22 protein-coding genes are annotated in these 24,449 nt (G+C 41.8%); 11 read left to right on the forward strand and 11 right to left on the reverse strand.

Annotation, left to right across the window (positions count from 1 at the left end):
* Positions 1-140 precede the first annotated feature (140 nt).
* The 4 genes from hslV (at position 141) to rraA (ending at position 3,756) form a co-directional block, all read left to right on the forward strand.
* Positions 141-671: an ATP-dependent protease subunit HslV gene (gene hslV, locus ACE2AL_RS19775; RefSeq protein WP_004265304.1), complete on the forward strand. Its 531-nt coding sequence runs from the start codon at positions 141-143 to the stop codon at positions 669-671.
* Positions 672-682: 11 nt separating this feature from the next.
* On the forward strand, positions 683-2,017 hold the full coding sequence (gene hslU, locus ACE2AL_RS19780) for an HslU--HslV peptidase ATPase subunit (protein WP_206085972.1): 1,335 nt from the start codon (positions 683-685) through the stop codon (positions 2,015-2,017).
* Between the two features lie 185 nt (positions 2,018-2,202).
* Positions 2,203-3,126, forward strand: a complete 924-nt coding sequence (locus tag ACE2AL_RS19785) for a 1,4-dihydroxy-2-naphthoate polyprenyltransferase (RefSeq protein ID WP_206085971.1) — start codon at positions 2,203-2,205, stop codon at positions 3,124-3,126.
* A gap of 120 nt (positions 3,127-3,246) precedes the next feature.
* Complete coding sequence (gene rraA, locus ACE2AL_RS19790; RefSeq protein ID WP_375083776.1) at positions 3,247-3,756, forward strand: ribonuclease E activity regulator RraA; 510 nt, start codon at positions 3,247-3,249, stop codon at positions 3,754-3,756.
* Positions 3,757-4,116: 360 nt separating this feature from the next.
* Here the strand turns inward: rraA and zapB are convergent, their stop codons facing one another.
* Complete coding sequence (zapB, locus tag ACE2AL_RS19795) at positions 4,117-4,356, reverse strand: cell division protein ZapB (RefSeq protein WP_004265299.1); 240 nt, start codon at positions 4,354-4,356, stop codon at positions 4,117-4,119.
* A gap of 305 nt (positions 4,357-4,661) precedes the next feature.
* Between zapB and ACE2AL_RS19800 the strand changes: the two genes are divergently transcribed.
* The 3 genes from ACE2AL_RS19800 (at position 4,662) to ACE2AL_RS19810 (ending at position 10,964) form a co-directional block, all read left to right on the forward strand.
* Complete coding sequence (locus ACE2AL_RS19800) at positions 4,662-5,522, forward strand: MIP/aquaporin family protein (RefSeq protein WP_206085966.1); 861 nt, start codon at positions 4,662-4,664, stop codon at positions 5,520-5,522.
* A gap of 3 nt (positions 5,523-5,525) precedes the next feature.
* Positions 5,526-7,052 (forward strand): glycerol kinase GlpK, encoded by a 1,527-nt coding sequence (gene glpK / locus ACE2AL_RS19805; RefSeq protein WP_206085963.1) that lies wholly within the window; start codon positions 5,526-5,528, stop codon positions 7,050-7,052.
* Between the two features lie 198 nt (positions 7,053-7,250).
* On the forward strand, positions 7,251-10,964 hold the full coding sequence (locus ACE2AL_RS19810) for a hypothetical protein (RefSeq protein WP_375083777.1): 3,714 nt from the start codon (positions 7,251-7,253) through the stop codon (positions 10,962-10,964).
* 36 nt (positions 10,965-11,000) lie between these two features.
* Here the strand turns inward: ACE2AL_RS19810 and emrD are convergent, their stop codons facing one another.
* Positions 11,001-12,185: a multidrug efflux MFS transporter EmrD gene (emrD, locus tag ACE2AL_RS19815; protein ID WP_206085999.1), complete on the reverse strand. Its 1,185-nt coding sequence runs from the start codon at positions 12,183-12,185 to the stop codon at positions 11,001-11,003.
* Between the two features lie 440 nt (positions 12,186-12,625).
* Between emrD and fpr the strand changes: the two genes are divergently transcribed.
* A complete protein-coding gene (fpr, locus tag ACE2AL_RS19820) occupies positions 12,626-13,372 on the forward strand; it encodes a ferredoxin--NADP(+) reductase (protein ID WP_206085959.1) in 747 nt (248 codons plus the stop codon).
* Positions 13,373-13,416: 44 nt separating this feature from the next.
* Here the strand turns inward: fpr and ACE2AL_RS19825 are convergent, their stop codons facing one another.
* Positions 13,417-13,836 carry a DUF805 domain-containing protein gene (locus tag ACE2AL_RS19825; protein WP_272539881.1) on the reverse strand — a complete coding sequence of 140 codons (420 nt, stop codon included), beginning with the start codon at positions 13,834-13,836 and terminating at the stop codon, positions 13,417-13,419.
* A gap of 51 nt (positions 13,837-13,887) precedes the next feature.
* Between ACE2AL_RS19825 and ACE2AL_RS19830 the strand changes: the two genes are divergently transcribed.
* From ACE2AL_RS19830 to ACE2AL_RS19840, 3 genes are all read left to right on the forward strand, one after another.
* Positions 13,888-14,502 carry a DUF1454 family protein gene (locus tag ACE2AL_RS19830; protein WP_206085955.1) on the forward strand — a complete coding sequence of 205 codons (615 nt, stop codon included), beginning with the start codon at positions 13,888-13,890 and terminating at the stop codon, positions 14,500-14,502.
* Positions 14,503-14,680: 178 nt separating this feature from the next.
* Positions 14,681-15,451, forward strand: coding sequence for a triose-phosphate isomerase (gene tpiA, locus ACE2AL_RS19835; RefSeq protein WP_375083778.1), 771 nt, complete (start codon positions 14,681-14,683; stop codon positions 15,449-15,451).
* Between the two features lie 323 nt (positions 15,452-15,774).
* A complete protein-coding gene (locus ACE2AL_RS19840; RefSeq protein ID WP_349415948.1) occupies positions 15,775-16,719 on the forward strand; it encodes an autotransporter outer membrane beta-barrel domain-containing protein in 945 nt (314 codons plus the stop codon).
* Positions 16,720-17,006: 287 nt separating this feature from the next.
* On the opposite strand, the gene ACE2AL_RS19845 is transcribed toward ACE2AL_RS19840, so the two are convergent.
* The 8 genes from ACE2AL_RS19845 to ACE2AL_RS19880 form a co-directional block, all read right to left on the reverse strand.
* A complete protein-coding gene (locus ACE2AL_RS19845; RefSeq protein WP_206085944.1) occupies positions 17,007-18,020 on the reverse strand; it encodes a sulfate ABC transporter substrate-binding protein in 1,014 nt (337 codons plus the stop codon).
* 868 nt (positions 18,021-18,888) lie between these two features.
* Positions 18,889-19,866, reverse strand: coding sequence for a 6-phosphofructokinase (gene pfkA, locus ACE2AL_RS19850; RefSeq protein WP_047756829.1), 978 nt, complete (start codon positions 19,864-19,866; stop codon positions 18,889-18,891).
* A 405-nt stretch (positions 19,867-20,271) separates the two neighbouring features.
* Positions 20,272-21,216 (reverse strand): phosphatidate cytidylyltransferase, encoded by a 945-nt coding sequence (locus ACE2AL_RS19855; RefSeq protein ID WP_206085942.1) that lies wholly within the window; start codon positions 21,214-21,216, stop codon positions 20,272-20,274.
* Entirely contained in the window at positions 21,213-21,854 is a 642-nt protein-coding gene (locus tag ACE2AL_RS19860) for a 1-acyl-sn-glycerol-3-phosphate acyltransferase (RefSeq protein ID WP_206085940.1), read from the reverse strand. The genes ACE2AL_RS19855 and ACE2AL_RS19860 overlap by 4 nt, the downstream gene beginning before the upstream one ends.
* Before the next feature lie 217 nt (positions 21,855-22,071).
* A complete protein-coding gene (locus ACE2AL_RS19865) occupies positions 22,072-22,824 on the reverse strand; it encodes a M48 family metalloprotease (protein WP_375083779.1) in 753 nt (250 codons plus the stop codon).
* A 227-nt stretch (positions 22,825-23,051) separates the two neighbouring features.
* Complete coding sequence (locus ACE2AL_RS19870; protein ID WP_206085938.1) at positions 23,052-23,633, reverse strand: HutD family protein; 582 nt, start codon at positions 23,631-23,633, stop codon at positions 23,052-23,054.
* Positions 23,634-23,712: 79 nt separating this feature from the next.
* Entirely contained in the window at positions 23,713-23,997 is a 285-nt protein-coding gene (locus tag ACE2AL_RS19875; RefSeq protein WP_349422687.1) for an addiction module antidote protein, read from the reverse strand.
* Positions 23,982-24,341, reverse strand: a complete 360-nt coding sequence (locus tag ACE2AL_RS19880) for a type II toxin-antitoxin system RelE/ParE family toxin (protein ID WP_371007502.1) — start codon at positions 24,339-24,341, stop codon at positions 23,982-23,984. The genes ACE2AL_RS19875 and ACE2AL_RS19880 overlap by 16 nt, the downstream gene beginning before the upstream one ends.
* Positions 24,342-24,449: the final 108 nt, after the last annotated feature.

The following is a 24,449-nucleotide window of genomic DNA, read 5'->3' on the forward strand; positions in this document are numbered from 1 at the left end:
TGTTTTAACGCACTCATGAGCGGTTGTTTTTATCTTTAACCTAATCCAAGTGATAGCTAATCAACAACTATCACTTGGGTTTTATCTCTTGAAAATAAAACTCAACTGCATTTTTTTGTAATAAAACCAGGGGCTAACTCATGACAACAATCGTAAGTGTTCGCCGTAATGGCCAGGTCGTAATTGGTGGTGATGGACAGGCGACGATGGGTAATACCGTCATGAAAGGCAATGTCCGCAAAGTTCGCCGTCTCTATAATGACAAAGTCATTGCCGGATTTGCCGGTGGCACCGCAGACGCATTCACGCTTTTTGAATTGTTCGAACGCAAACTCGAACTGCACCAAGGCCATTTAACCAAAGCGGCCGTAGAACTCGCTAAAGATTGGCGTACAGACCGTATGCTGCGCAAACTAGAAGCACTGCTTGCCGTAGCAGATGAACATACCTCCCTCATCATCACGGGTAATGGTGATGTCGTTCAGCCAGAAAATGATTTAATCGCTATTGGCTCTGGTGGCCCATATGCACAATCTGCTGCACGCGCACTGTTAGAAAATACAGATTTAAGCGCAAAAGAAATTGCTGAAAAAGCACTCGCCATTGCAGGCGATATCTGTATTTACACCAACCATAATGTCAACTTTGAAGAAATTTCTTCAAAATCATAAGGATTGTTAGCATGTCCGAAATGACTCCACGCGAAATTGTCAGCGAACTCGACAATCATATTATTGGCCAAAATAAAGCCAAACGTTCTGTTGCCATTGCTCTGCGTAACCGCTGGCGCCGCATGCAGTTAAACGAAGTGTTACGCCATGAAGTCACGCCTAAAAATATTTTGATGATTGGCCCAACAGGGGTAGGTAAAACTGAAATTGCCCGCCGCTTAGCTAAATTAGCCAACGCGCCATTTATTAAAGTTGAAGCCACCAAATTTACTGAAGTAGGTTATGTGGGTAAAGAAGTCGACTCAATCATTCGTGATTTAACTGACTCCGCAGTAAAAATGGTGCGTTTGCAATCTATTGAAAAAAACCGCTACCGTGCGGAAGAAATGGCAGAAGAACGTATTCTGGATGTGTTGATCCCACCAGCAAAAAATAACTGGGGACAAACGGAGCCTGCAGATGAGCATTCGCCAGCACGCCAAACTTTCCGTAAAAAATTACGCGAAGGACAGTTAGACGATAAAGAAATTGAGATTGAAGTCGCTGCGTCACCGATGGGTGTTGAGATTATGGCACCTCCAGGTATGGAAGAGATGACCAACCAGCTGCAATCGATGTTCCAAAATCTCGCAGGGCAAAAACAAAAACCGCGTAAGATGAAAATCAAAGAAGCGTTCAAGTTGCTGGTGGAAGAAGAAGCCGCTAAGTTAGTTAACCCTGAAGAGTTAAAAGAACAAGCCATCGAAGCCGTTGAGCAAAACGGTATTGTGTTTATCGATGAGTTCGACAAAATCTGTAAACGCGGTGGGCAAAGTTCAGGTCCAGATGTCTCTCGTGAAGGGGTACAACGTGACTTACTGCCACTCATCGAGGGTTGTACCATTTCGACTAAACACGGTATGGTAAAAACCGACCATATCCTGTTTATTGCCTCTGGTGCCTTCCAAGTCTCTAGCCCATCGGATTTAATTCCTGAATTACAAGGCCGTTTGCCAATTCGCGTTGAATTACAAGCGTTGACCACGGAAGATTTCGTGCGGATATTAACGGAGCCAAATGCCTCTTTAACGGAACAATATAAAGCACTGATGGCCACTGAAGGGGTAAATATTGAGTTCACTGCTGACGGTATTCGTAAGATTGCTGAGTCTGCATGGCAGGTCAATGAGTCTACCGAAAACATCGGTGCACGCCGCCTGCACACAGTGCTTGAGCGTTTAATGGAAGACATCTCTTTTGATGCAAGCGACCGTAATGGCCAAACCATCCAAATTGATGCGCAATACGTGAAACAGCACTTAGATGAGCTGGTTGCGGACGAAGACTTGAGTAGATTTATTTTATAATCTTATTAATTATCAGGTTTTCATGTATCCTTAATATACATCGACTAAAGTGCAGCTTTTATCGCTGCACTTTTTCTATGAAATATTCAGCCCATTGCATTGAATATACTCAGGTATTTCTTCATGCGGTGGGTTATTACATTTTTAAGAACGTATCTCAAAGAGTTTGAATTATAGGTAACTGCATGCAGCCGACATCCACAACAATAAGTCGTAAACAAGCTTGGATTGAAAGTCTTCGCCCTAAAACCCTGCCTCTTGGGGTTATCGCCATTGTCACTGGCTCTGCACTCACCTACCTGACAGGTCATTTCAAATGGCCAGTCGCCTTGCTTGCGCTAATTACAGCAGGCTTACTCCAGATTTTATCAAACCTCGCGAATGATTACGGCGATGCCGTAAAAGGGTCGGATACCGCTGAACGCATTGGGCCACTGCGCGGAATGCAAAAAGGGGTGATTACCCAAGCGGATATGAAAAAAGCGCTGAAACTCAATATTACCGCAGCCTGCCTATCAGGGTTATTACTGATTATTGTCGCCTGCGAAAAGCCTGAAGATGCCTTTGGCTTTCTTGCGCTAGGCCTCGTGGCGATTGTGGCCGCGATTACCTATACCGTGGGCAAAAAACCCTATGGTTATCTGGGGTTAGGTGATATCTCCGTCTTAATTTTCTTTGGTTGGCTAAGTGTGATTGGCACCTATTATTTGCAAGCGAATACATTCAACATCATCACCGTCTTACCTGCTACCGCATGTGGCCTACTTTCTGTCGCCGTATTAAATATCAACAATATGCGTGATATTGAGAACGACATCAAAGCAGGAAAAAATACCTTAGCGGTTCGTTTAGGGCCACAAGGTGCACGTATTTACCATGCCATTATTATTATTGTGGCTATTTTATGTTTAGTGCTGTTCAAGTTGATTTACTTATCAGGCTGGAGTGGTTGGTTATTCTTATTCGCAGTCCCAATATTGCTCAATCACCTTCGCCGTGTCCTGACCGACCCCACCCCCGAAGGGATGCGCCCACTTCTTGAGAACATGGTTAAAGCCGCCCTTGTGACGAACGTGTTATTCGCTGTTGGCGTGGTAATGAGTAAATAACCTGCGTTATTTGACCATTTTTTGACTTTTTCCGCCTATTTTTAGGCGGGGAATTTTGCCAAGTACAGATCAAAAGGGATATACTGGCATCCTCTTGCAGCAAAAAAAGACCTAAATCCTATGAAATATGATACTTCCGAACTCTGCGATATATACCAAGAAAGCGTTAACGTGGTAGAACCTCTTTTCTCCAACTTTGGTGGACGTACTTCATTTGGCGGTCAAATCATTACAGTGAAGTGCTTTGAAGATAACGGCCTCCTGTATGATTTGCTGGAAGAAGAAGGCGCTGGCCGTATTCTGCTCGTTGATGGTGGCGGTTCTGTCCGTAAAGCACTAATCGATGCCGAAGTGGCAAGGTTAGCTGTCGATAACCACTGGGAAGGCATTGTAGTTTACGGTGCCGTGCGCCAAGTTGATGCCCTGATGGAACTTGACCTTGGGATCCAAGCTATCGCTGCGATGCCTGCGGGCTGCCCTGATGAAGGTATCGGCGAAAGCGATATCCGTGTTAATTTTGGTGGTGTTACGTTCTTCTCAGGTGATTATCTGTATGCGGATAATACTGGCATGATTTTGTCTGAAGAACCGCTCGCCCAAGAAACTACAGAGAATGAATTCGACGAATAAGCCTCACCAAATTCAATAAAAAAAGGCAGATTCGAATATCTGCCTTTTTCTTTTTTGTTCTGCCTTCCGCTTTCTGTTTTTTCACTCACTTTTCACATATCTCAGAAAACATACTCCAAAATAATTCGAGTCACAGGTAGGCGGCAAGTGAAGGATATCCCGATGAGCATACATAAGTATGTAATTAGGGTATCCAAACGAAGCCAGCGCTCTACAACGTGAGGTATAACAAACATTTCTCTAAATAATTCGTGTTGTAGGTAGGCGGCAAGTCGATAAGACCCTAGGAGCATACATAAGTATGTGACTAGGGCGAAGAGACGAAGCCAACACCCCTACAACGCGAAGTATGACGAGAAATTACACTTCTTCCATCTTACCTAGCAAAGTCCGTAAACGCTCCTGCCAAGCTTGCTGTTCTTGCTTCAATTGTTCATTTTCACGCACGAGTGAATCGGTCCCTGATTTTGCAGTTTCTAACTCTTGGCTTAATGCACCGTTTTTATCTTTTAATTCGTCGATTTCCATTTGTAACAGGGTAATTGTATCAATCGCTTGTTGAACTTTGGATTCGAGCTTCTCAAATACTTCAAATGACATGTTTCTGGTCTCCCTTATCAGCTTTTACACGATTGTAAGTAGCATGATCCTCTGTGTCCAGCTCCTTCCATCTGAATCAGTACATTGTGATGATAAAAACACTGGTCTGATCACATAGCAAAGGTCGATTACATCACTATTTTTGTTTGTTTTTGTTCGCTTTAGTGATGTAACACACAATTTTCAATTTCGATATTTCTCGTTTATGTTCTTTAACGATAAATTTACAGATAAGGGTTTTCCATTAGAAAATCTTAACTTAAAAAAACATTACAATAATTTTCATTTTCGTAGGATAGAAACATATGAGCCAAATGACCTCAACATCACTCACTGGTCAGTGCATCTCGGAGTTTTTAGGGACTGCGCTACTTGTATTCTTTGGTTTAGGTTGTGTTGCCGCCGTCAGAATCGCAGGGGCACAACTTGGCCTCTGGGAAATTAGTGTTATCTGGGGATTCGGCGTCGCTTTAGCCGTTTATCTCACAGCAGGTATTTCAGGTGCCCACCTTAACCCTGCAGTTACCCTCGCTCTCTGGCTGTTTGCATGCTTTGATAAGCGCAAAGTTGTGCCGTACATCATTGCGCAAATGTTAGGTGGCTTTTGTGCCGCTGCACTCGTTTACGCCATGTATTCCCCTGTTTTTTTCGATTACGAACAAGTTCACCATATTATCCGCGGCACACAAGAAAGCTTATTTACCGCTGGGGTGTTCTCAACATATCCCGCTCCGCAAATTAGCGTCTTTCATGCATTCTTTATTGAAGTCGTCATCGCTGCCATCCTCGTTTGCTTAATCTTAGGCTTAACTGATGATGGTAACGGTGTGCCACGCGGCCCTCTCGCCCCCCTATTAATTGGTATCTTAATTGCGGTTATCGGCGGTTCATTTGGTCCACTGACAGGCTTTGCCCTCAACCCAGCACGTGATTTCGGCCCTAAAGTTGTCGCTTATCTCGCTGGATGGGGTGATATTGCCTTCACGGGTGGTCGAGACATTCCCTATTTCCTTGTCCCATTGACAGCGCCTATTGTCGGTGGTCTGCTAGGAGCCTTCGGTTATCGCAAATTAATCGGTCGCCACTTGCCTTGCATGGTATGTGAAGAAGAGACCAAAGCAGAAAAATTATCCGTCAAAAACCCAAAATCCTCGGAACAGGCTTAAATTATGACAACTGAAACCACCATTGAAAAAAAATATATCGTTGCACTTGATCAAGGCACTACCAGTTCTCGAGCTGTCGTACTCGACCACGATGCGAATATTGTGAGCATTTCACAACGTGAATTCACTCAGGTTTACCCTAAGCCTGGCTGGGTAGAGCACGACCCAATGGAAATTTGGGCATCACAAAGTTCCACATTGGTCGAAGTATTAGCTAAAGCAGATATTCGTACCGATGAAGTCGCAGGGATTGGTATCACCAACCAACGTGAAACAACCATTGTCTGGGAAAAAGAGACAGGTAAACCTATTTATAATGCGATTGTGTGGCAATGCCGCCGTACCGCTGATTTCTGTACTCATCTCAAGCAAAATGAAAAAGATTTAGAAGAGTATATTCGCCAAAATACAGGCCTTGTGGTTGACCCTTATTTTTCAGGAACAAAAGTTAAGTGGATTTTAGATAACGTCGAGGGTGCTCGCGAACGTGCTGAAAAAGGGGAATTGCTATTTGGTACCGTCGATACCTGGCTGGTCTGGAAAATGACCCAAGGCCGCGTACATGTGACTGATTACACCAATGCATCTCGTACCATGTTGTTTAATATTCGCAATTTAGAGTGGGATGACAAAATTCTCAAAGCATTGAATATCCCACGTGCCATGTTACCTGAAGTTCGCCCTTCTTCTGAAGTATATGGTCAAACCAACATTGGGGGTAAAGGTGGTACGCGTATTCCCATTTCGGGCATGGCAGGTGACCAACAAGCGGCACTGTATGGTCAGTTGTGCGTAAAACCAGGCATGGCCAAAAACACCTATGGAACAGGTTGTTTCTTGCTGTTAAATACAGGGGAAACCGCGGTTCGTTCTAACCATGGGCTATTAACCACCATTGCTTGCGGGCCAAAAGGGGAAGTGAATTACGCCCTCGAAGGCGCAGTGTTCGTTGGTGGTGCATCCATTCAATGGCTGCGTGATGAACTAAAACTGATTGATGAATCCACAGACTCTGAATATTTCGCTACCAAAGTGAAAGACAGTAATGGCGTGTATGTGGTGCCTGCTTTCACTGGTTTAGGGGCACCATACTGGGACCCATACGCACGTGGCGCGATTTTTGGATTAACGCGCGGTGCGAACCGTAACCACATCATTCGCGCAACGTTAGAATCTATCGCTTATCAAACCCGTGATGTGCTTGATGCGATGCAAGCCGATTCTGGCGAACGCCTAAAAGCACTGCGTGTTGATGGCGGTGCAGTGGCAAACAACTTCTTAATGCAGTTTCAATCTGACATCCTAGGCACGCCTGTTGAACGCCCTGAAGTACGTGAAAGCACTGCACTGGGTGCGGCTTACCTTGCTGGTCTAGCGGTTGGTTTTTGGAATAACCTGGATGAGCTGCAAAGCAAAGCGACTATTGAGCGCGTCTTTAAACCAGGTATTGAAACCACCGAGCGTAATTTCAAATACGAAGGCTGGAAAAAAGCAGTCGCACGGGCACAAGAGTGGGAAGATAAAGCGTAGGCATTAACTTAAAACTGATCTCGTTGTCACAAAGGTGGTACTTCGGTGCCGCCTTTTTTATTTTTATAAAATCAATTCGCTAATAAATAGAATGGAAATAATCAGACTAATAATAAATTAGAAAGACACTATTTTCTTGTTTAAAATCGTTGCTTCACATGTACATAAAATGACGTATTTTATAAAAGGTACAAGGTTATGGATGACCAACAAAAACAACAGAAAGTATTAAAGTTAGGGTTATATCGAAATAGAGGCAGAGTCGCAGTACTAGATGCAAATTCACCATGGTTGGGCGCATTACAAAAAAATCCCGTGTCCTCTCAGGAAGCAAAAGCGTCACATAGCCTATTCAGCTGGCTAATTGATAAGCCTAGAATGATTGGAGAAACTAAGTATCACTTTGTGCTTAGCACCCTACCCGAGGAAACATTTTCGGGTTTTGCCTTTCATTCACTACAGGGCCTATTTGTTGATAGTTTTAATTCACCCCACGAATGGCGTGAAGGCGAACCCCGCGCTCAAGAACAAATTGCCGATTTGCTACTACCCAGCGGCCAATGGCATCGCCATTATGATATCGTGGTGCTTTCTGAAAGCGCCAACGATAAACAAGTTGAATTAATTCGTCACTGGCTGGAATTAACTGGGGGGAGTCTGTTAATCATTAGAGATAGCCAAAAAGCAGCATCTCAACCAGTCCAGCAATTGATAGCTGAATTATCCCCTGTAGAGCAAAATAAAATTCGGCCATCACGAGTGAAACACCATGGTTACCAACACACCATTACGCTTTCCCCAGCCTCAATCAATGCACTCAAATTAACCGATGCTCTATTGGAAAATACACAATATTTTTCGATTGCCATTCACGACACTGATGGCAAACCACTTGTTACGTTGCATGATATTGCCCTTGAACGCCACACATCATGGAATTCTATCGCTCAAGCGATTGAATTTCATGTAAATCAAGAGATAGCAGCATTACAGCAAAACCCTATCACGGTGAGATATCAAAATAACACGCTGAATATGACGGGAAAGCACATTGTTTTTTCACAATTTCAGCTAAAGCAACAACGAGGGGAACAAATACTACCGATTTTAGTGACTGAAAACCCCCATAAACATCCCAATCAACTGATTATTGGCACCGTAACAGGGCAATTAGCTCAGCATGATAATATTCAGCGATATCAGATTCTTGAGCAGGCTAAATTTGGCGATGTGACCGTCGATCCGCAAACTGGAGAATGGATCTATATCCCCCATGAAACTGCATTAAGATCAAACCTAGATCAATTTGATTTAGCGACAATCAGCCACGATGGTCGCCAATCTGCACCGATTTCCATTCATTTACAAACGGATGAAGCTCCCCAAGTCGTTATACCAGGAAAACGAACCTTTACCCTTTCAGACCCGATTTACCAGGCTCCCAAACGACGATATCACCCCACACCAGAGGGTATGCAGGTTCATGCTATTCAACTGGCGCAAACTCACTTACAGTCACCAAATGACCCTTATTTTAGCCTAATCGCTAACCGCTGGGCACTGCTCAAAGTGGATATCACGCATCCCTATTCAGCTAATTCCCCTGATTTAGTGGCTATTGTCAGCAATAAAGAAAAAAAAATATTGGCACGAGTCGCTCTGACGGGGCCTGACAACCTACCAACTCAATTAACCCCCCTCCCTAATACCACGAATCCCTTAGCCTACCACCAGCACGCCCAAAGTTTTACCGCACCCATAAAAGGTGAATGGGTACAACCTGGTTTTCAAATTGTTATCGTTGCCAACCAAAAAGCCTTGATTACCCCAGAAACAAACCAATACGGCCTCATTTCACCCAACGTCACATTGGATAGTCATATCACCGCCTATGTTGATAACTATACCCTATACCAGCACGGCCACGGTATTTATGCTTATTCTCCACTGAGCTGGGGACAAGAAGCAGTGACGATATTGCCAATTAAGCAACTCACTCTGTATAGCCCCCCTGCAACCACTCGAAGCCCAGGCGTGCACCCTTATAAAGAACTCGCTTATGACGCAGAAAATTTAATTCACCCTAAATATGATGATCCCAAAAAAGTTCCTCACCATCTCAACTCACAAATCAACTGGGCATATTTAAATAGTTCACAATTTCACAATTCAAATCATTCAGATGAAATTTACCATTATTCGGCGATTCACCCCTTTACCGCATCACTCCGTTACCATGTTCTCGGCTTGGCGAGGCAACATGCAGGCGGCGGCATACATGAGCCAGCAACCTTATGGCATGAAATCTTTGGTCATGGGTTAGGCTTACCTCATACCAATGTTAAAAATACGACATACCCTTATGACCCAACAGCCCACGGCCCAACGCCTGCCTATAACCAACACCGCCAGCACTATTCCACTTATCAATACCAAGATAAACATGGAACCACCGCTCCCCTTTACCCAGCGATGTACTCCAGCCTCTCCTATTTTACTAGCGAACAATATGATGCATTTTTGCCCCACTCTGATTATTTTAACCAACGTATTTCGCAATTTTTAAGCCAAAAAACACGCTGGCAACCGAATCACATTAAAGGGGAAGATATTGAGGATAACAACTTTGCAGGGGATGGTTTTTACCAACGTTGGAACGAATCAGAAAAACAGTGGGAAACCTTAACGCAGGAAAATTTCACCCAATATTATCCATACAAAAATATCGATGAATGGCCCCATCGACGTGATGTACCAGTGTATTGGCTTCGCGGTCAGTTATCCTTCAAGGACGACATTCCTCATCCTTATAATACTTTACTGGTAGACCGTACAATCGGTAACCTATCCGCTGATTATCATAACCTTGAAACGGGTAAAGGCCGCCCTTATTACCCCTATCATAGCCATGCCATTGTGGTGACTTATGCAACACCCAAAGGCCTAATAACAGAAAAGTTACAAGTCAAAATATATAAAAATGATATTAGCTTAAATATTGCAGACAAAGGAGAGCTGGTTAAATTCGCAATATACCAGCTCAACCCTCAAAAAGAGCTGGGGCGAGAAATCATCCGATACACCAACCCTTCCTCATTGGCAAATCGTTTATTTGCAAATAGCCACACTGATGAATTGCCAGAGAGACTCATTTTGGATAACTACTGGCAAGGAAATACACTTTTTTGGGCAAGTACAGATGCAGATGCTATTGATTTTTCAACGGGTAAAGTAAATAAAGAAAAAATTACACCACTAAGTGCACTAAAGGCAAATTGGGTTGTAGGTGGCAAACTACATCAACAGTATTTTTCTTTATCTGACCCATTTGGCGTGAAAGATAACGTGTATACTTCTCAATCTTTCACGCCAATAAATCACCTCAATAAACAGATAGAAACATCACAGGAAGTTGTATGTATCGCCGTCCGCGCTGAACAGTTATTGATTGCTGATATGAATATTTACCAGGAAATTGACATAACGAGCTTATCATTACCTGAAGGTGAGTATCGTTATTGGGTAACTCTAAAGATGGTTGATAAAAAGGGTGAACAACAAGAAAAGACGCCACTGGAGGATTGGCACTTTTCACATGAAAAGATGACATTAACAGTAAGAGGAACCATTGACAGCACACCAGGCTTAGAGTGCACTGATATCGTTATTCATATTGACTCACATTTACAAGATAGTATCAACGCGAGGAAAATTTGGCTTGTACAAGACAAAAACTCACTGCTAACAGAGGATAAAACATTTTTAGATTATCATCGTCCAGTTGTGTTTAATGCACTCGCCAACCAAGCGGAACTTATATCGGCGCTTCCAACACAGGAGGCATACACGGCGACTTCATTATCCGATATTACCACACCGAAACCCTATTTAATGGGGATACCTACTCAATAAATAATTAGGCGGGTGCCCCCGCCTAACTATTTAATATTAAACTGTTCTTTCCGAATGCCCCATACGACGAGCCAGCGGCAGCCAACACAAGAGTACAAGAACCGACATCAAGAACATCAGCAAGCCAAGACTAAATTGCCCATGCTGTGGCATTAATGAAGAAACCCATGTTGCAACCCCAGAACCGACATTTTGTAAGCCTCCCACAAGTGCGCCCGCAGCGCCCGCCAAATAAGGGAATGGCTCCATCGCTCCTGTGGTCGCAAGCGGAAATAACATACCTGCTCCAAAGAAAAATACGGCGGCAGGGACTAACAACGTCCACGTATTCATGATGCCAAACCAACTCGGCATCCACATCATTAAACCTGCAAGCAAACAAATTAATACCGATTGCCACATCAAGTTGTAGAACGTTTTTCCTTCACGCCCTGCATACCACGCACCAAAAAAGGCAGCGGGGATAGGTAATATAAATAAAATACTGACAGTAATGCTACTGAGGCCCAATACACCGCCCATTAAAACACCGCTACTCGCTTCAAAAACAGCAATCCCCGCCAGCGCACCAATTAACATCGATAAATAAGACAAAAATGCCCCATTAGAGAGTAACTCACAATATGACGCCACCATTTTACGTTTTTCTGGGGATACAGGCCGTGTTTCAGGTAGCCACCGATACATGCTAAATAATACGCCCGCACCTAGGATAAATAGGAAAATATAACAGGCATGCCAACCAAAAAAGTGAGCCAATATTCCACCAAACATCGGCGCTAATAATGGACTTACCAAAACACCCATATTTAATAAACTATTTGCATAGCGCAATGCCGTGCCTTTATATAAATCTCGGGGCATGGTTCTCGCCATAACACCCGCAACCCCTGTACCAAGGCCTTGCATGCCGCTTGCGATAGTGAGCGTATTTAAAGTCGGCGCAAAAATCGCCACAATGGTCGAAAATAAGAAAATAGTCAGCCCCGCTAAAATAACAGGACGACGACCAATTTGGTCGGATAATGGCCCATATAATAGTTGCGAAAAACCATATGAAAATAAATATGCCGCCATCACCTTCTGAACGGCACCAGAAGGTTCATTAAAGTACACTGCAATTTCAGCAATCACAGGGACATAAATAGTTTGCGTCATTTGGCCAACAGCCGCCAATGCAATAAGCATTAATAACAGATTGAAATGTTCCAGCTTTCTCATTTTTCTCTCGGACACAGCAAAAATTCCAGACACACAGCAACCCAGTATTATTAAAAGTTAATAATACAAACCGAATATTGGAATTTAATGACGAATATTTAAATGTTGTTTTTACGCATTAGAACTATCCCAGATAAACAACAGATAGCACGTTTTGCTCTAATGTGATTAAGATAACAAAATTTACGATTTTTTCTAAGTAGCTCGACATTTTAGTTTATACACCAACGGCAGCTATATTCGCCACATCTGTCAACATAACTGTACATTAAAATTAATAAATAACTATTATTAAGAATAAAACACTGGAACACATTATCGATAAGCATAAATAGTGAACTGTTTTAGTATTAAATCCTAATGAGCAATACCCCGACTAACTTAAGGTAAAACATCACTCACTTAGCGGGATTGATTTTGAAATAATAAGAGGTGGATTTATGGCAAATTGGGTAACTGGGAAAGTGATTGAAGCCAAGTTTTGGACTGATACATTGTTTAGCCTTGTCATCGACGCCCCCATTAAACCTTTTACTGCAGGACAATACGCTAAACTTGGCCTTGAAATCGAGGGAGAACGAATTCAACGTGCCTATTCTTATGTGAATGCCCCCAGCGATAACCGACTTGAGTTTTATTTTGTGATTGTTCCCGGGGGCAAACTGAGTCCCAAATTAGCACAGCTAAAGCCTAACGATACATTACAAATAACAGATGAAGCGGCAGGTTTTTTTGTCTTAGATGAAATTCCAGCGTGTAAAAATTTATGGATGCTTTCAACTGGGACAGCTATTGGCCCATTCTTATCAATCTTACAAGAAGGAAAAGATCTCGAACGATTTGAAAAAATCGTTTTATTGCACGCTGTTCGATATGAAAAAGACTTGAGCTATCTGCCATTAATGCAGGAACTTGAGCAACAGTACCAAGGAAAATTAAAAATTGTCACTGTTGTCAGTCGAGAGCAAACCCAAACATCTTTGCATGGTCGAGTCCCTGCCTTAATTGAAAGTCATGCTCTCGAAAATGCGGTTGGTTTATCCCTTTCGCCTGAAACTTGCCATGTGATGTTATGTGGTAACCCTGAAATGGTACGTGACACACGAGATACGCTAAAAATTAGCCATGGAATGATTAAGCATTTACGCCGTAAGCCTGGTCATATTTCCAGCGAGCAATACTGGTAAAGAGAGATAAACACTACCCTGAATATTTCAGGGTAGTCAATGCGTTATAAATAATTCACAGTCTCAGTTTTTTCACCGTATTTATTCGCACTATCCATTCCGACAAACACACCACAATCCAATAGCATAATCATCGCAATAAATAGGGGTAAGAATCGCCCAATTCCCCACTGCCAAATAGGTTCGAACTGGCTGACATCCATTGAATAAAGCGCAAAAGCCAATACAATTAATGCGAACCACCCACCTGATTTTCCTCTGTCGTGTAGGCGCTTTGAAAAAATCGCGGCTAAAGGATAAAGCAAGAGGACAAAAAGAAAAAGAGTAACCATTTCAGGTAATAAAAACGTATTCTGTAACAGGACAATCACAGCCACCAAAATAAAGCTGGCAGCGATACCGACCCAAAATGGTCGCCGCCCTATTCGACCTTTGAAGGAAAAAGCCCATTGTTGTAATGTCATTACTTATAATCCTGATACAATGTGAAAACCCAAAGAATGAGTGGCAAAAAAATGACTCAAACCTTAATTCGTTCGATATCCGCCATCATAACCATTTTTACACTCAGTGCGCCACCATTGGCATTCGCCCAAAAAGTGCCAACCTTACCTGATACTGATTTTGAAGTCGCTTACTTAGCCCCTGATGCGGCTTCTTTTAACCTCACCATCCCTGAGTTACGCACTCAGTTTAATCAAGCCTATAAAGATTTATATCTTCATGAATATAAAGTCATTGCGAGCCAAGACATTGCAGCTCCTTATATTCGTGCCGCTTCCCGTATCAATCAACAAATTTATTCTTCTGCGGTGTTAGAACGCGGTAGTGAAAAAATTAAAAGCTTACAAATTACCTTACTCCCAACAGATAACGTACAAGAAGCCCAAGAAAACCGTCAATTAATGGAACGCTATACGCTTGCAATCATCCATCAATTTGCCCCAGATGTTTCTTTAGATAAAGCCCCAGAGCTAACCACTGCCTTAAATAAATTTATGGCAGATCAAAACCCAACCCGTGCAGAAGAAGCTCGGTTAGGCGACCTGCGATATATTTTAGTAAAAAGTGACAATAATGTGCTTACTTTTGCTGTTGAACCGATTAAGCTAGAGCAACAAACACCCTAAACAGACTGTGATCACGCTCTAAGAACAAGCATGATGAAAAGCAAAGCTATTATGCCCTAATGTTCTTATAATACTTAAGGTGAATGGCGACAAAACTGTCCCGTTGCGTTGGCAACATTAATGCGCAATGAATAACTTATTGATTAATCATTCAAACTCTCTGGTTGGAGGAAATAACATGCGACATCCATTGGTAATGGGTAACTGGAAATTAAACGGCAGCACCCATATGGTCAATGACCTGATCGCAGGTCTGCGTAACGAACTGAGCAGCGTCGATGGCTGTGATGTAGCTATCGCACCACCCGCAATCTACCTGACTCAAGCAAAACATGCTCTAGCGGGCAGCCGCATTGCATTAGGTACACAAAACGTTGACGTTAACTTGTCTGGCGCATTCACGGGTGAAACATCGGCTGAAATGCTTAAAGATGTAGGTGCAAAATACATTATTATTGGCCACTCTGAGCGCCGTACTTACCACAAAGAGAGTGATGAGTTTGTTGCTCAAAAATTCGCAGTGCTGAAAGAGCAAGGCTTAATCCCTGTTCTGTGTATTGGTGAAACCGAAGCGGAAAACGAAGCAGGTAAAACTGAAGAAGTTTGTGCTCGTCAAATTGACGCAGTGCTGAACACCCTAGGTGCGCAAGCATTCCAAGGTGCCGTCATCGCATATGAACCAATTTGGGCTATCGGTACAGGCAAATCCGCAACGCCAGCACAAGCACAAGCTATTCATAAATTCATTCGTACCCATATTGCGAAAAAAGATGCGGCGATTGCTGAGCAAGTCATCATCCAATACGGCGGCTCAGTCAATGCAAGCAATGCTGCTGAATTATTTACTCAGCCAGATATCGATGGCGCATTAGTGGGTGGCGCATCCCTGAAAGCAGATGCATTTGCTGTCATTGTCAAAGCAGCCGCTGAAGCGAAAAAAACAAAATAAATTTATTTTGTTTTTTAATGATTAGCCGCCATTATTGGCGGTTTTTTTATTTAACGAGTAGCAAATTTTTAATTATTAAAGTTACGAATAGTTTAAATTAATATTATTTTTAAAATCAAACGCTTGAGAAAACTCATTACCTCACACAAAAAATAAAAAACAATAAAACCAATTAAATTCAAAGTGATAAATATAATATTCACATCTTTAGTTTATCCACTATCAAATAATAACAATAGACACTACTGAAAGTTTAATTCAAATTTATCCTGCTTAACAAATTAGTAAATAACAATTAATAAAGTTTACTTTAAAGGATGAAAATGAAATATATAATTAGTTTAGTATTTAATATTATAATTATATTTCCAGCCATTTGCTTTTCAGAAACAAATAATGATTTTTGGCGAATTAAAACCAATGTCTATATGGAAATAGAAGAATATCAAGGGCAAGTCGATGCATTTAAAAATAAAGTGTACGATAAAATCAGTACCGTAGGCCAATTATCCCTGACAAACCCAGCATCTCAGTGGCGATTTGACATAGAACACCGCGAATCACTGAGAAACCATGGGCGTAATTTCAGTACTTCCCGTGATTCTTATCTTCGTAGCCGCACTCAACTTGACATTACAAAACAATTTGTTAAAACACCACAATCAGACATTGAAATTGGCGCCCGATATCGAAAAGAATCTAATGACTCCCCACCAGGAACCAAAGTACGCTCCTCCAATAGCTTATACGCACTAACACCAGCGGGTAACTATCATTTTAATGATAAATGGTCTTTTAATTTCTGGCTTTCTTATTATTATTACAGTAATTATTTTAGTTCTAATAGCCATGAAGCAGAAACAGAATTTGGAGCCACTTACCAACACTCTGAGGCCTTAAAAGCAAAACTGACCTTATACTTTGACAAAGCATGGGATAAACACTTCAGTACTCGGTTTATGCAATCACAAGTCCGCGCTTATTTACCTTTCACTTTAAAGTCTGATTGGCGTATTACGCCTTATGTTCGTTATGCTTTACAGGAAGACACCTATGATGAACATTTTTATCTCGTTCAAAAAATTAATAACGGTTTTCGTCTAGGAACAAATATCGAATATCAAGCCACTCCATCCTTAACATTATGGGGTGGTGTCGCCTATGAACCCTCAACATGGAAACATCCAAAAGATGATGGTACAACATCTGGTAATAATAATAAGCAGACGCTTTATCTCGGAAACATTGGCGTAAAATACCTTTGGTAACCGCACTAGTTAGTACACATAAGTATGTGACTCTACGGTTTAAAATATCAAAATAGCAATTTTCAAAATAGTTTGAGTTGCAGCTAGGCGGCAAGTAAGTGAATCCCTAGAAGCATACATAAGTATGTGACTAGGGTGAGCGCACGCAGCCAACAACGCTGCGGCTCAAAATATGAAGAAAATACAGGAGCATACATAAATATGCGACTAGGGTGAGCGCACGCAGCCAACAACGCTGCGGCTCAAAATATGAAGAAATCTCCCTGCAAATTGAAATATGACGAGTATTAACGCTGAATTATCTCATCAAATACTCCCCCATTCGCAAAATGCGTTTTTTGCGCTGCCTGCCAGCCACCGAAATCCTTATCTACCGTTAGCAACTTCAATTCTGGAAACTGCTGCTGGTATTTTTTTGCAACTTCACTATCTCGTGGTCGATAATAATTCTTAGCAGCAATTTCTTGCCCTTCTGGTGAATAAAGATGTGTAAGATAGGCCTCTGCGACCTCTCTGCGATCACGCTTATCAACTGTTTTATCAACAACTGCGACCGTTGGCTCTGCTAAGATGGAAATACTGGGTGTAACCACTTCAAACTGGCCATTTTCACCTAATTCATTGATAGCAAGTAACGCTTCATTTTCCCAGGCAATTAATACATCACCAATGCCGCGTTCAACAAAGCTATTTGTCGCCCCTCGAGCCCCTGAATCTAATACTTCTACGTTTTGATAAAGCTGCTTCACAAATTGCTTCGCTTTTTCAGGATCTTGTTGATTTTTATTTAGTGCATAACCCCAAGCCGCTAAATAATTCCATCGTGCACCGCCTGAAGTTTTCGGATTTGGCGTCACCACAGAGACATCTTTGCGGACTAAATCATCCCAATCGCGAATGTTTTTTGGATTATCTTTACGGACTAAAAAGACAATCGTTGAGGTATAAGGAGCTGAGTTATCGGGGAGTTTTTCTATCCAGTTTTTATCTATTCGCCCACTTTGCGCAATAGCATCCACGTCATAGGCTAAGGCTAACGTAACAACATCCGCCTCTAACCCATTAATAACTGAGATAGCTTGTTTACCAGATCCACCATGAGACTGACGCACGGTAACAGTATCCCCCGTTTTCTTTTGCCAATAATCACTAAACTCCTGATTATATTGCTGATAGAACTCACGCGTAGGATCATAAGACACATTCAACAGTTGAATATTTTTCGCCCAAGCCCCCGTCGTCAATATTAATAACAATGCGGTCGTTAATTGTGATTTTGTTACCTGCCATGAACGTGCCATTTTGAGCCCTCATCAAATTGTCGATAAGGCGAGGCTGACAGATAGCATCAATAACTGGAAATAATTAAAAAGAAAAACTTATGCTTACGGGGAATATATGAACAGGTAAGGGAGAGATTTAAGTTGTGACTAGGCGGCAAACGAGGATAGTTCGCGGAGCATACAAAAGTATGTCACTAGGGTTAGTAAGTGTAGCCAACACCCCTATAGCTTGAAATATGACAAATATCCATCTTCTAAATAGTTTAAGTTGTAGGTAGGCGGCAAACGAGGATAGCTCGGGGAGCATACATAAGTATGTGACTAGGGTTAGTGAGCGTAGCCAACACCCCTTACTGCTTGAAATATGACAAATATCCATCTTCTAAATAATTTGAATTGTGACTAGGCGGCAAACGAGGGTAGTTCGGGGAGCATACATAAGTATGTCACTAGGGTTAGTGAGCGTAGCTAACACCCCTACTGCTTGAAATATGACAAATATCCATCTTCTAAATAATTTGAGTTGTGACTAGGCGGCAAACGAGGATAGCTCGGGGAGCATACATAAGTATGTCACTAGAGTTAGTGAGCGTAGCCAACGCCCCTACAGCTTGAAATATGATAAATATCCATCTTCTAAATAGTTCAAGTTGTAGGTAGGCGGCAAGCAAAGCTAATCCCTAGGAGCATACATAAGTATGTGACTAGGGTTAGTGAGCGTAGCTAACACCCCTACAGCTTGAAATATGATAAATATCCATCTTCTAAATAGTTCAAGTTGTAGGTAGGCGGCAAGCAAAGCTAATCCCTAGGAGCATACATAAGTATGTGACTAGGGTTAGTGAGCGTAGCCAACACCCCTACAGCTTGAAATATGACGAAGATTTTAGTAGAGCTTCTTAGCTGTATCAAACCAATCCTTCTTAAAGACGCGTTTCATATTCATTACCGCATCAATGATATCATGGTGAACCAATTTCTCATTTTGGATACCCACGCAGCGGCCGCCGTAGCCTTCAAGTAATAATTGAATAGAGTATGCGCCCATGCGTGATGCTAAAATACGGTCATAAGCCACTGGCGAGCCACCACGTTGAATATGGCCGAGAACCGTTGCGCGAGTTTCGTGGTGTGTTTCTTGCTCAATATATTTGGCTAACTCACCCACGTCACAAACGTGTTCAGTGATAGCAACGATTGCATGGCGTTTGCCTTTTTCAATACCGCGTTTGATTTCAGATAACAATTCTTCGCGATCGAACGCCATTTCTTGCTCAGGCAATACAAGGAATTCGCACCCGCCCGCGATCGCCGCAGATAATGTTAAATCACCACAGTAACGTCCCATCACTTCAACAATAGAGATACGTTTATGAGATGTAGAGGTATCACGCAAGCGGTCAATTGCTTCAACAACGGTTTCAAGCGCAGTAAAATAACCAATGGTGTAATCGGTTCCTGCAACGTCATTATCGATTGTACCTGGTAGACCAATGCACGGGAAGCCTGCTTCGGTCAGTGCTTTCGCACCCAAATAGGAACCGTCACCACCAATAACGACTAGCGCATCAATATGATTTTTCTTCAGATTTTCAAAGGCTATTGCACGTACTTTTTCATCACGGAACTGTGGGAAACGAGCTGAGCCTAAAAAGGTGCCACCGCGGTTGATCATATCCGATACGCTGTATCTATCTAATTGTTTCATGCGGTTTTCATACAGGCCAAGGTACCCATCAAAAATACCCATCACTTCTAGCCCTTCACCTAAAGCAGCACGTACCACACCACGGATCGCGGCATTCATACCTGGTGCATCGCCACCACTCGTTAAAACCCCAATTCTTTTAATCTGCTTGACCATGATGACCTCTGATTAATGAACATAAAATTGCAAATCGATAAAACCGTTACGCTGCTAATCTTTTTAACGCTAATTACGCTGGCTTACTAGTGCTGAATTGATTCACCTAACAGCATAATACGGCAAAGAGTGAATTATGCATCTGCTTTCCATCAAGCTTTTATGTTTTATTGTGATCCAGTTTACATAATTCTAGCCGATCACCCCAATAGGTAAATCTTTCAATGCAAAAAAAGCCCTAGAGTACCAACTCAAGCGAATTACCCTAGTTGAATCTTAGTTTGAAATAAAAATTAAGTACTGATGATAACACTTAAATTCCTTCTATGCTGTACCTATAAAACAAAAGAAAAGCACCATTTGGTGCTCTTTTAATTAACGAACAAAAACGAAAATAAAATTGGCCTATGTATAGTAATAACGCGTTAAATGGAAAAAAATAGGCGCGGCAAAACACAATGAGTCAATGCGATCCAGCATGCCCCCATGCCCTTCAATAATCGCCCCAAAATCTTTAATACCACTATCACGCTTAATGGCTGACATACATAAACCACCCACAAACCCCATAATCGTGATCGCCAATGACATTAAACCAGCAACCCACCAACTGAATGGCGTAACCCAATATAAGCAAATTCCAATCAGTACAGAGGATAAGATCCCACCAACAAAGCCTTCTATCGTCTTATTTGGGCTCAATTTAGGTACAATCGGACGTTTACCCATCAGTTTACCGAATACATACTGCAAGACATCGGAAATTTGCGTCACAATAATTAAGAAGAGCAATAATTTCACACCCTCCCCTTCATAACCCTCAATATTGAGCATCAACAACGCGGGAACGTGGCTTAAACAGAAAACCGTCACCAACATCCCCCATTGAATTTTTGCCGTGCGCTCAAGAAAATGAAAGGTATCCCCTGCGAGTGCAATACGTGTAGGTAAAAAGAGGAAAACAAACACAGGCACAAAAATTGAAAACATCCCATACCACTCAATACCGACCAGAAGGTATTGCAATGGAATGAAAATAAAGAAACACCAAAATAACGCTTCATGATCACTTCGCCGTGTTGGCGTTAAAGTAATAAACTCGCGCAACGCAAAGAATGATATCAATGCAAATAAAATAACGACTGCAATGTTGCCAAGCACTACCGCCAATACGCAGATAATACACATCACCCACCATGCCCGGATACGAGCATTCAGGTTATCAATTGTTGGATTGCTTTTATCACCAGAATAACGGTAAGCCAAGATCCCACCAACGACACTCGCAAATACTAATATTCCAAACACACCCGATAACAGTAAGGCTAATTCGCTGTCCCAAACGCTCATGGCATCAACTCCTCTAGCGCTTCTTTGGCGCGTTGCAAAAATTCAGTTTTATTTTCAGCTTCGGTTAAAGGAGAGATAGGCTTACCGACTACCGCAGAGCAAATAACAGGCACAACTAATTTAGACCCTTTTGGTAATACGCGGTTAAGGTTTTCAAGGTAGATGGGGACGACTTCAACATCGGGATATTTTTTCGCTAAATGGTACAGGCCACTTTTAAATTGACCTAGCACTTCGCCACTACCACGGGTTCCCTCGGGGAAAAATATCAATGAATGCTTTGCTGCCAAAACGGACTCAAGAGGCTCCAAGATATTACCTTGCGCAGGTTTGTCCCCTTTTCTATCGACAAGGACAGCGCGAAAAACGTTATTCACTAAATAACGGCGAAATGGCGTTTTATCCCAATAATCTTTCGCGGCGACAGGGTGAACAAAATGGCGCATCAGCGGCGGTAAACCAGACCAAATGACTAACCCATCTAAGTGGCTTGAATGATTTGCATAATAAATACGCGGGGTTATGGCAGGCTGGCAGCCAACCCAACGAGTACGAACCCCTGTTAATAAACGGCAAGTTCCCGATAACAGCATTCCCATTCCTTTTGCAAGAAGGGAAATTTTCTGCACTTTTTCCATCTTTTTTCCTTGTTAGCGTTTTATCAAACATAAAACTGCAACACCATGAAAAAACCTGAATATTATTTAATAGATAAGATAGTGAGTGATTTAAGGAAGTACAACGGGGGAAGTTCTGATTTCTAATTCTGAAATAAGAATATCTGCAAGAAATACATAATAGGTGCAACAATGCTTATTTACACTGTTACACCTTATTATCAAAAATAATTAATAATTATTTTTTATCAGCAGCGATACGGTCACGGATGTTTTGTGCGCGCTCACTTGAAGGTGGGTGAGAGTCAAACATGCTGGTCTCTTGGCTACCCATTTTTGCCAATTTTTCAAAACCAGTCACTAAACCGTCAGTTTTTACACCACGTTTTTTCAGTAAGTCATAAGAGAAGTTATCCGCTTCGCTTTCTTGGTGTTGAGAGAACTGGGAGTTGATCAGTTTTTCACCCAATGCAGCAACTTGTGATGCGCTCAGTTGTTCAACTACGCCGCCAGCTGATGCTGCCGCTGTACGCGCTGCAACTGCTGCATAAGCAACTTGCATTGCTTTACGAGTATGGCCTAATGCTACGTGACCCATTTCATGGCCCAGAACGCCTTCAACTTCGTTGTCGTTCATGATATCCATCAGGCCGCTGTATACACGCACACAACCATTCGCCATCGCCCATGCGTTTACATCGTTAGTCATGTAAACTTTATAGTTAACGGGTGTACCATCAACTTCGTTACCCAGAGCTTTAGCGATTTTGTCTAAACGTTTGGAATATTTGCTTGATGAAGGAGCAATTTTGTTCTGTGCGTCCATCTCTTTACAAGATTGATCGCTTAATTGCTTAACATCTGAATCACTCAGTGTTGCTGCTTGGAATAATTGCATTCCAGAGTTAGTCAACATCCCTTGGTCCATATTTTTACAGCCAGTTAAAATCACAGCAGAGACAGCAACGGCGACAAGCGCTTTCATTTTCATAGATCATTTTTCCTTTAAGAAATACCATTCTTATTTTTTTAGTGACGCTAAAGACTATAAATTTTGCGGAAAATAACAATAGGAATAAAGCCATAATTACAGGTTCTATGAATTTGATAACATTTTTACTAAAATAATTTAATCGACAGAGTAATATCCCAACCTAAAAAATAATTAATGCTAAAAATATTGGAAAAACATCCAAATAAATAGCATTAAGTCCCTAACTATTTAATAAACAACTCTATTATGCAGAAATCCTGTCCTGCAGATTGCTGAGTTGAAAATTGCAGTGGCTGGATATTATTTCTCACTAACAACGTTTCAAAATGTTTTAACACAAACGGTTGCGAGTTTACGTCCAAGCTCATACTTGGCGCAGTACTGAAAATGAGAATTTGGGCTGCATCGCTAATCCAAGAACTACCCGATGCTGAATTTACCCACTGTAGGCGTGCTGAATATTTTGCAGGATTATAAATGAGATTAAAATCACGAATAGCGCCTTTAACTAATTCAGCATGCACATTGCTCTCCCCCTTGAAGGCAAAGAATTCTTTTTGCTGTAACGTCACTGGGCTCTGGTCATCCACAAGCAAAGTCATCCCATTCCCTTCCAGCACACCAATAATACGTTGGCGATTTAAAAAATGAGAAAAAGGCCCCGCAGCTTTCACATCCGCAATTGATACCCGCCAGTCAAAATCATCAAGCCCTTCACCATGGCTTCTCGCCACTTCCAACGTGACGCCTTGCCCATTTTTCCAAGGCATACTGCGATAATCCTGAGCTGTTAACACCTGAACCATAACGTTATCCTATTTTTTAGTAGAGAGGTAATAGCAAGATAATGAGATAAGAAGTTTTTATTTTAATAAAAACAGAGTATTAAATACTTTTAAATTGTAGCTTCAAACCAAGAGAGTTAACTATTTTTATGATTGTGGTGAATGTAGGATTACCTTGACCTGATAATGCTTTATATAAACCTTCACGGCTCATCCCTACCTCTTTAGCTAGTTGACTCATATTGCGAGCTTTTGCTATATCCCCGAGAGCCGATAATACTAAAGCAGGGTCACCTTCCTCCAAGATCTCATTAAGATACAATTGGATTTCTTCTTCGCTATTTAAATGCTCAGCAATATCATATTCTTTTAATTTTGTGGCCATAATTCACCTTCAATTTGACTAAAAACCTGTTTGGCTTTGATGATATCTTTTTGCTGGGTTCCTTTACTCCTACCTGAGAGCAAAATGACCATAACGTTATTTTTCTGTTTTAAATAAACACGATACCCTTGCCCCTCATGTATCCTCAGCTCTGAAAAGCCATCACTAATTGGCTCAATATCGCCAAAATTTCCATTTTTTAGGCGCCGAATTCTCACTTGAATCTTTGTTTTCGCCCTTAAATCCTTGAGATCGCGTATCCAGTTGTCGAATAGATCTGTCGTTAATACTGTTGTCTCCTTGTCTTGATACCTGTATCTTAATCGCCCTCGACAAATTGTCAACTATAGTTAACACTCAACCTATTTAAACAAAAAAAAAGCCCCTAAAAGGGGCTATAAAAGACAGGGATGGTGTCTATGGCAAGGAAAAACTTCATTTATTGCTACTTC

This window comes from Providencia xihuensis (genome assembly GCF_041953405.1).
Classification (GTDB): Bacteria; Pseudomonadota; Gammaproteobacteria; order Enterobacterales; family Enterobacteriaceae; genus Providencia; species Providencia vermicola.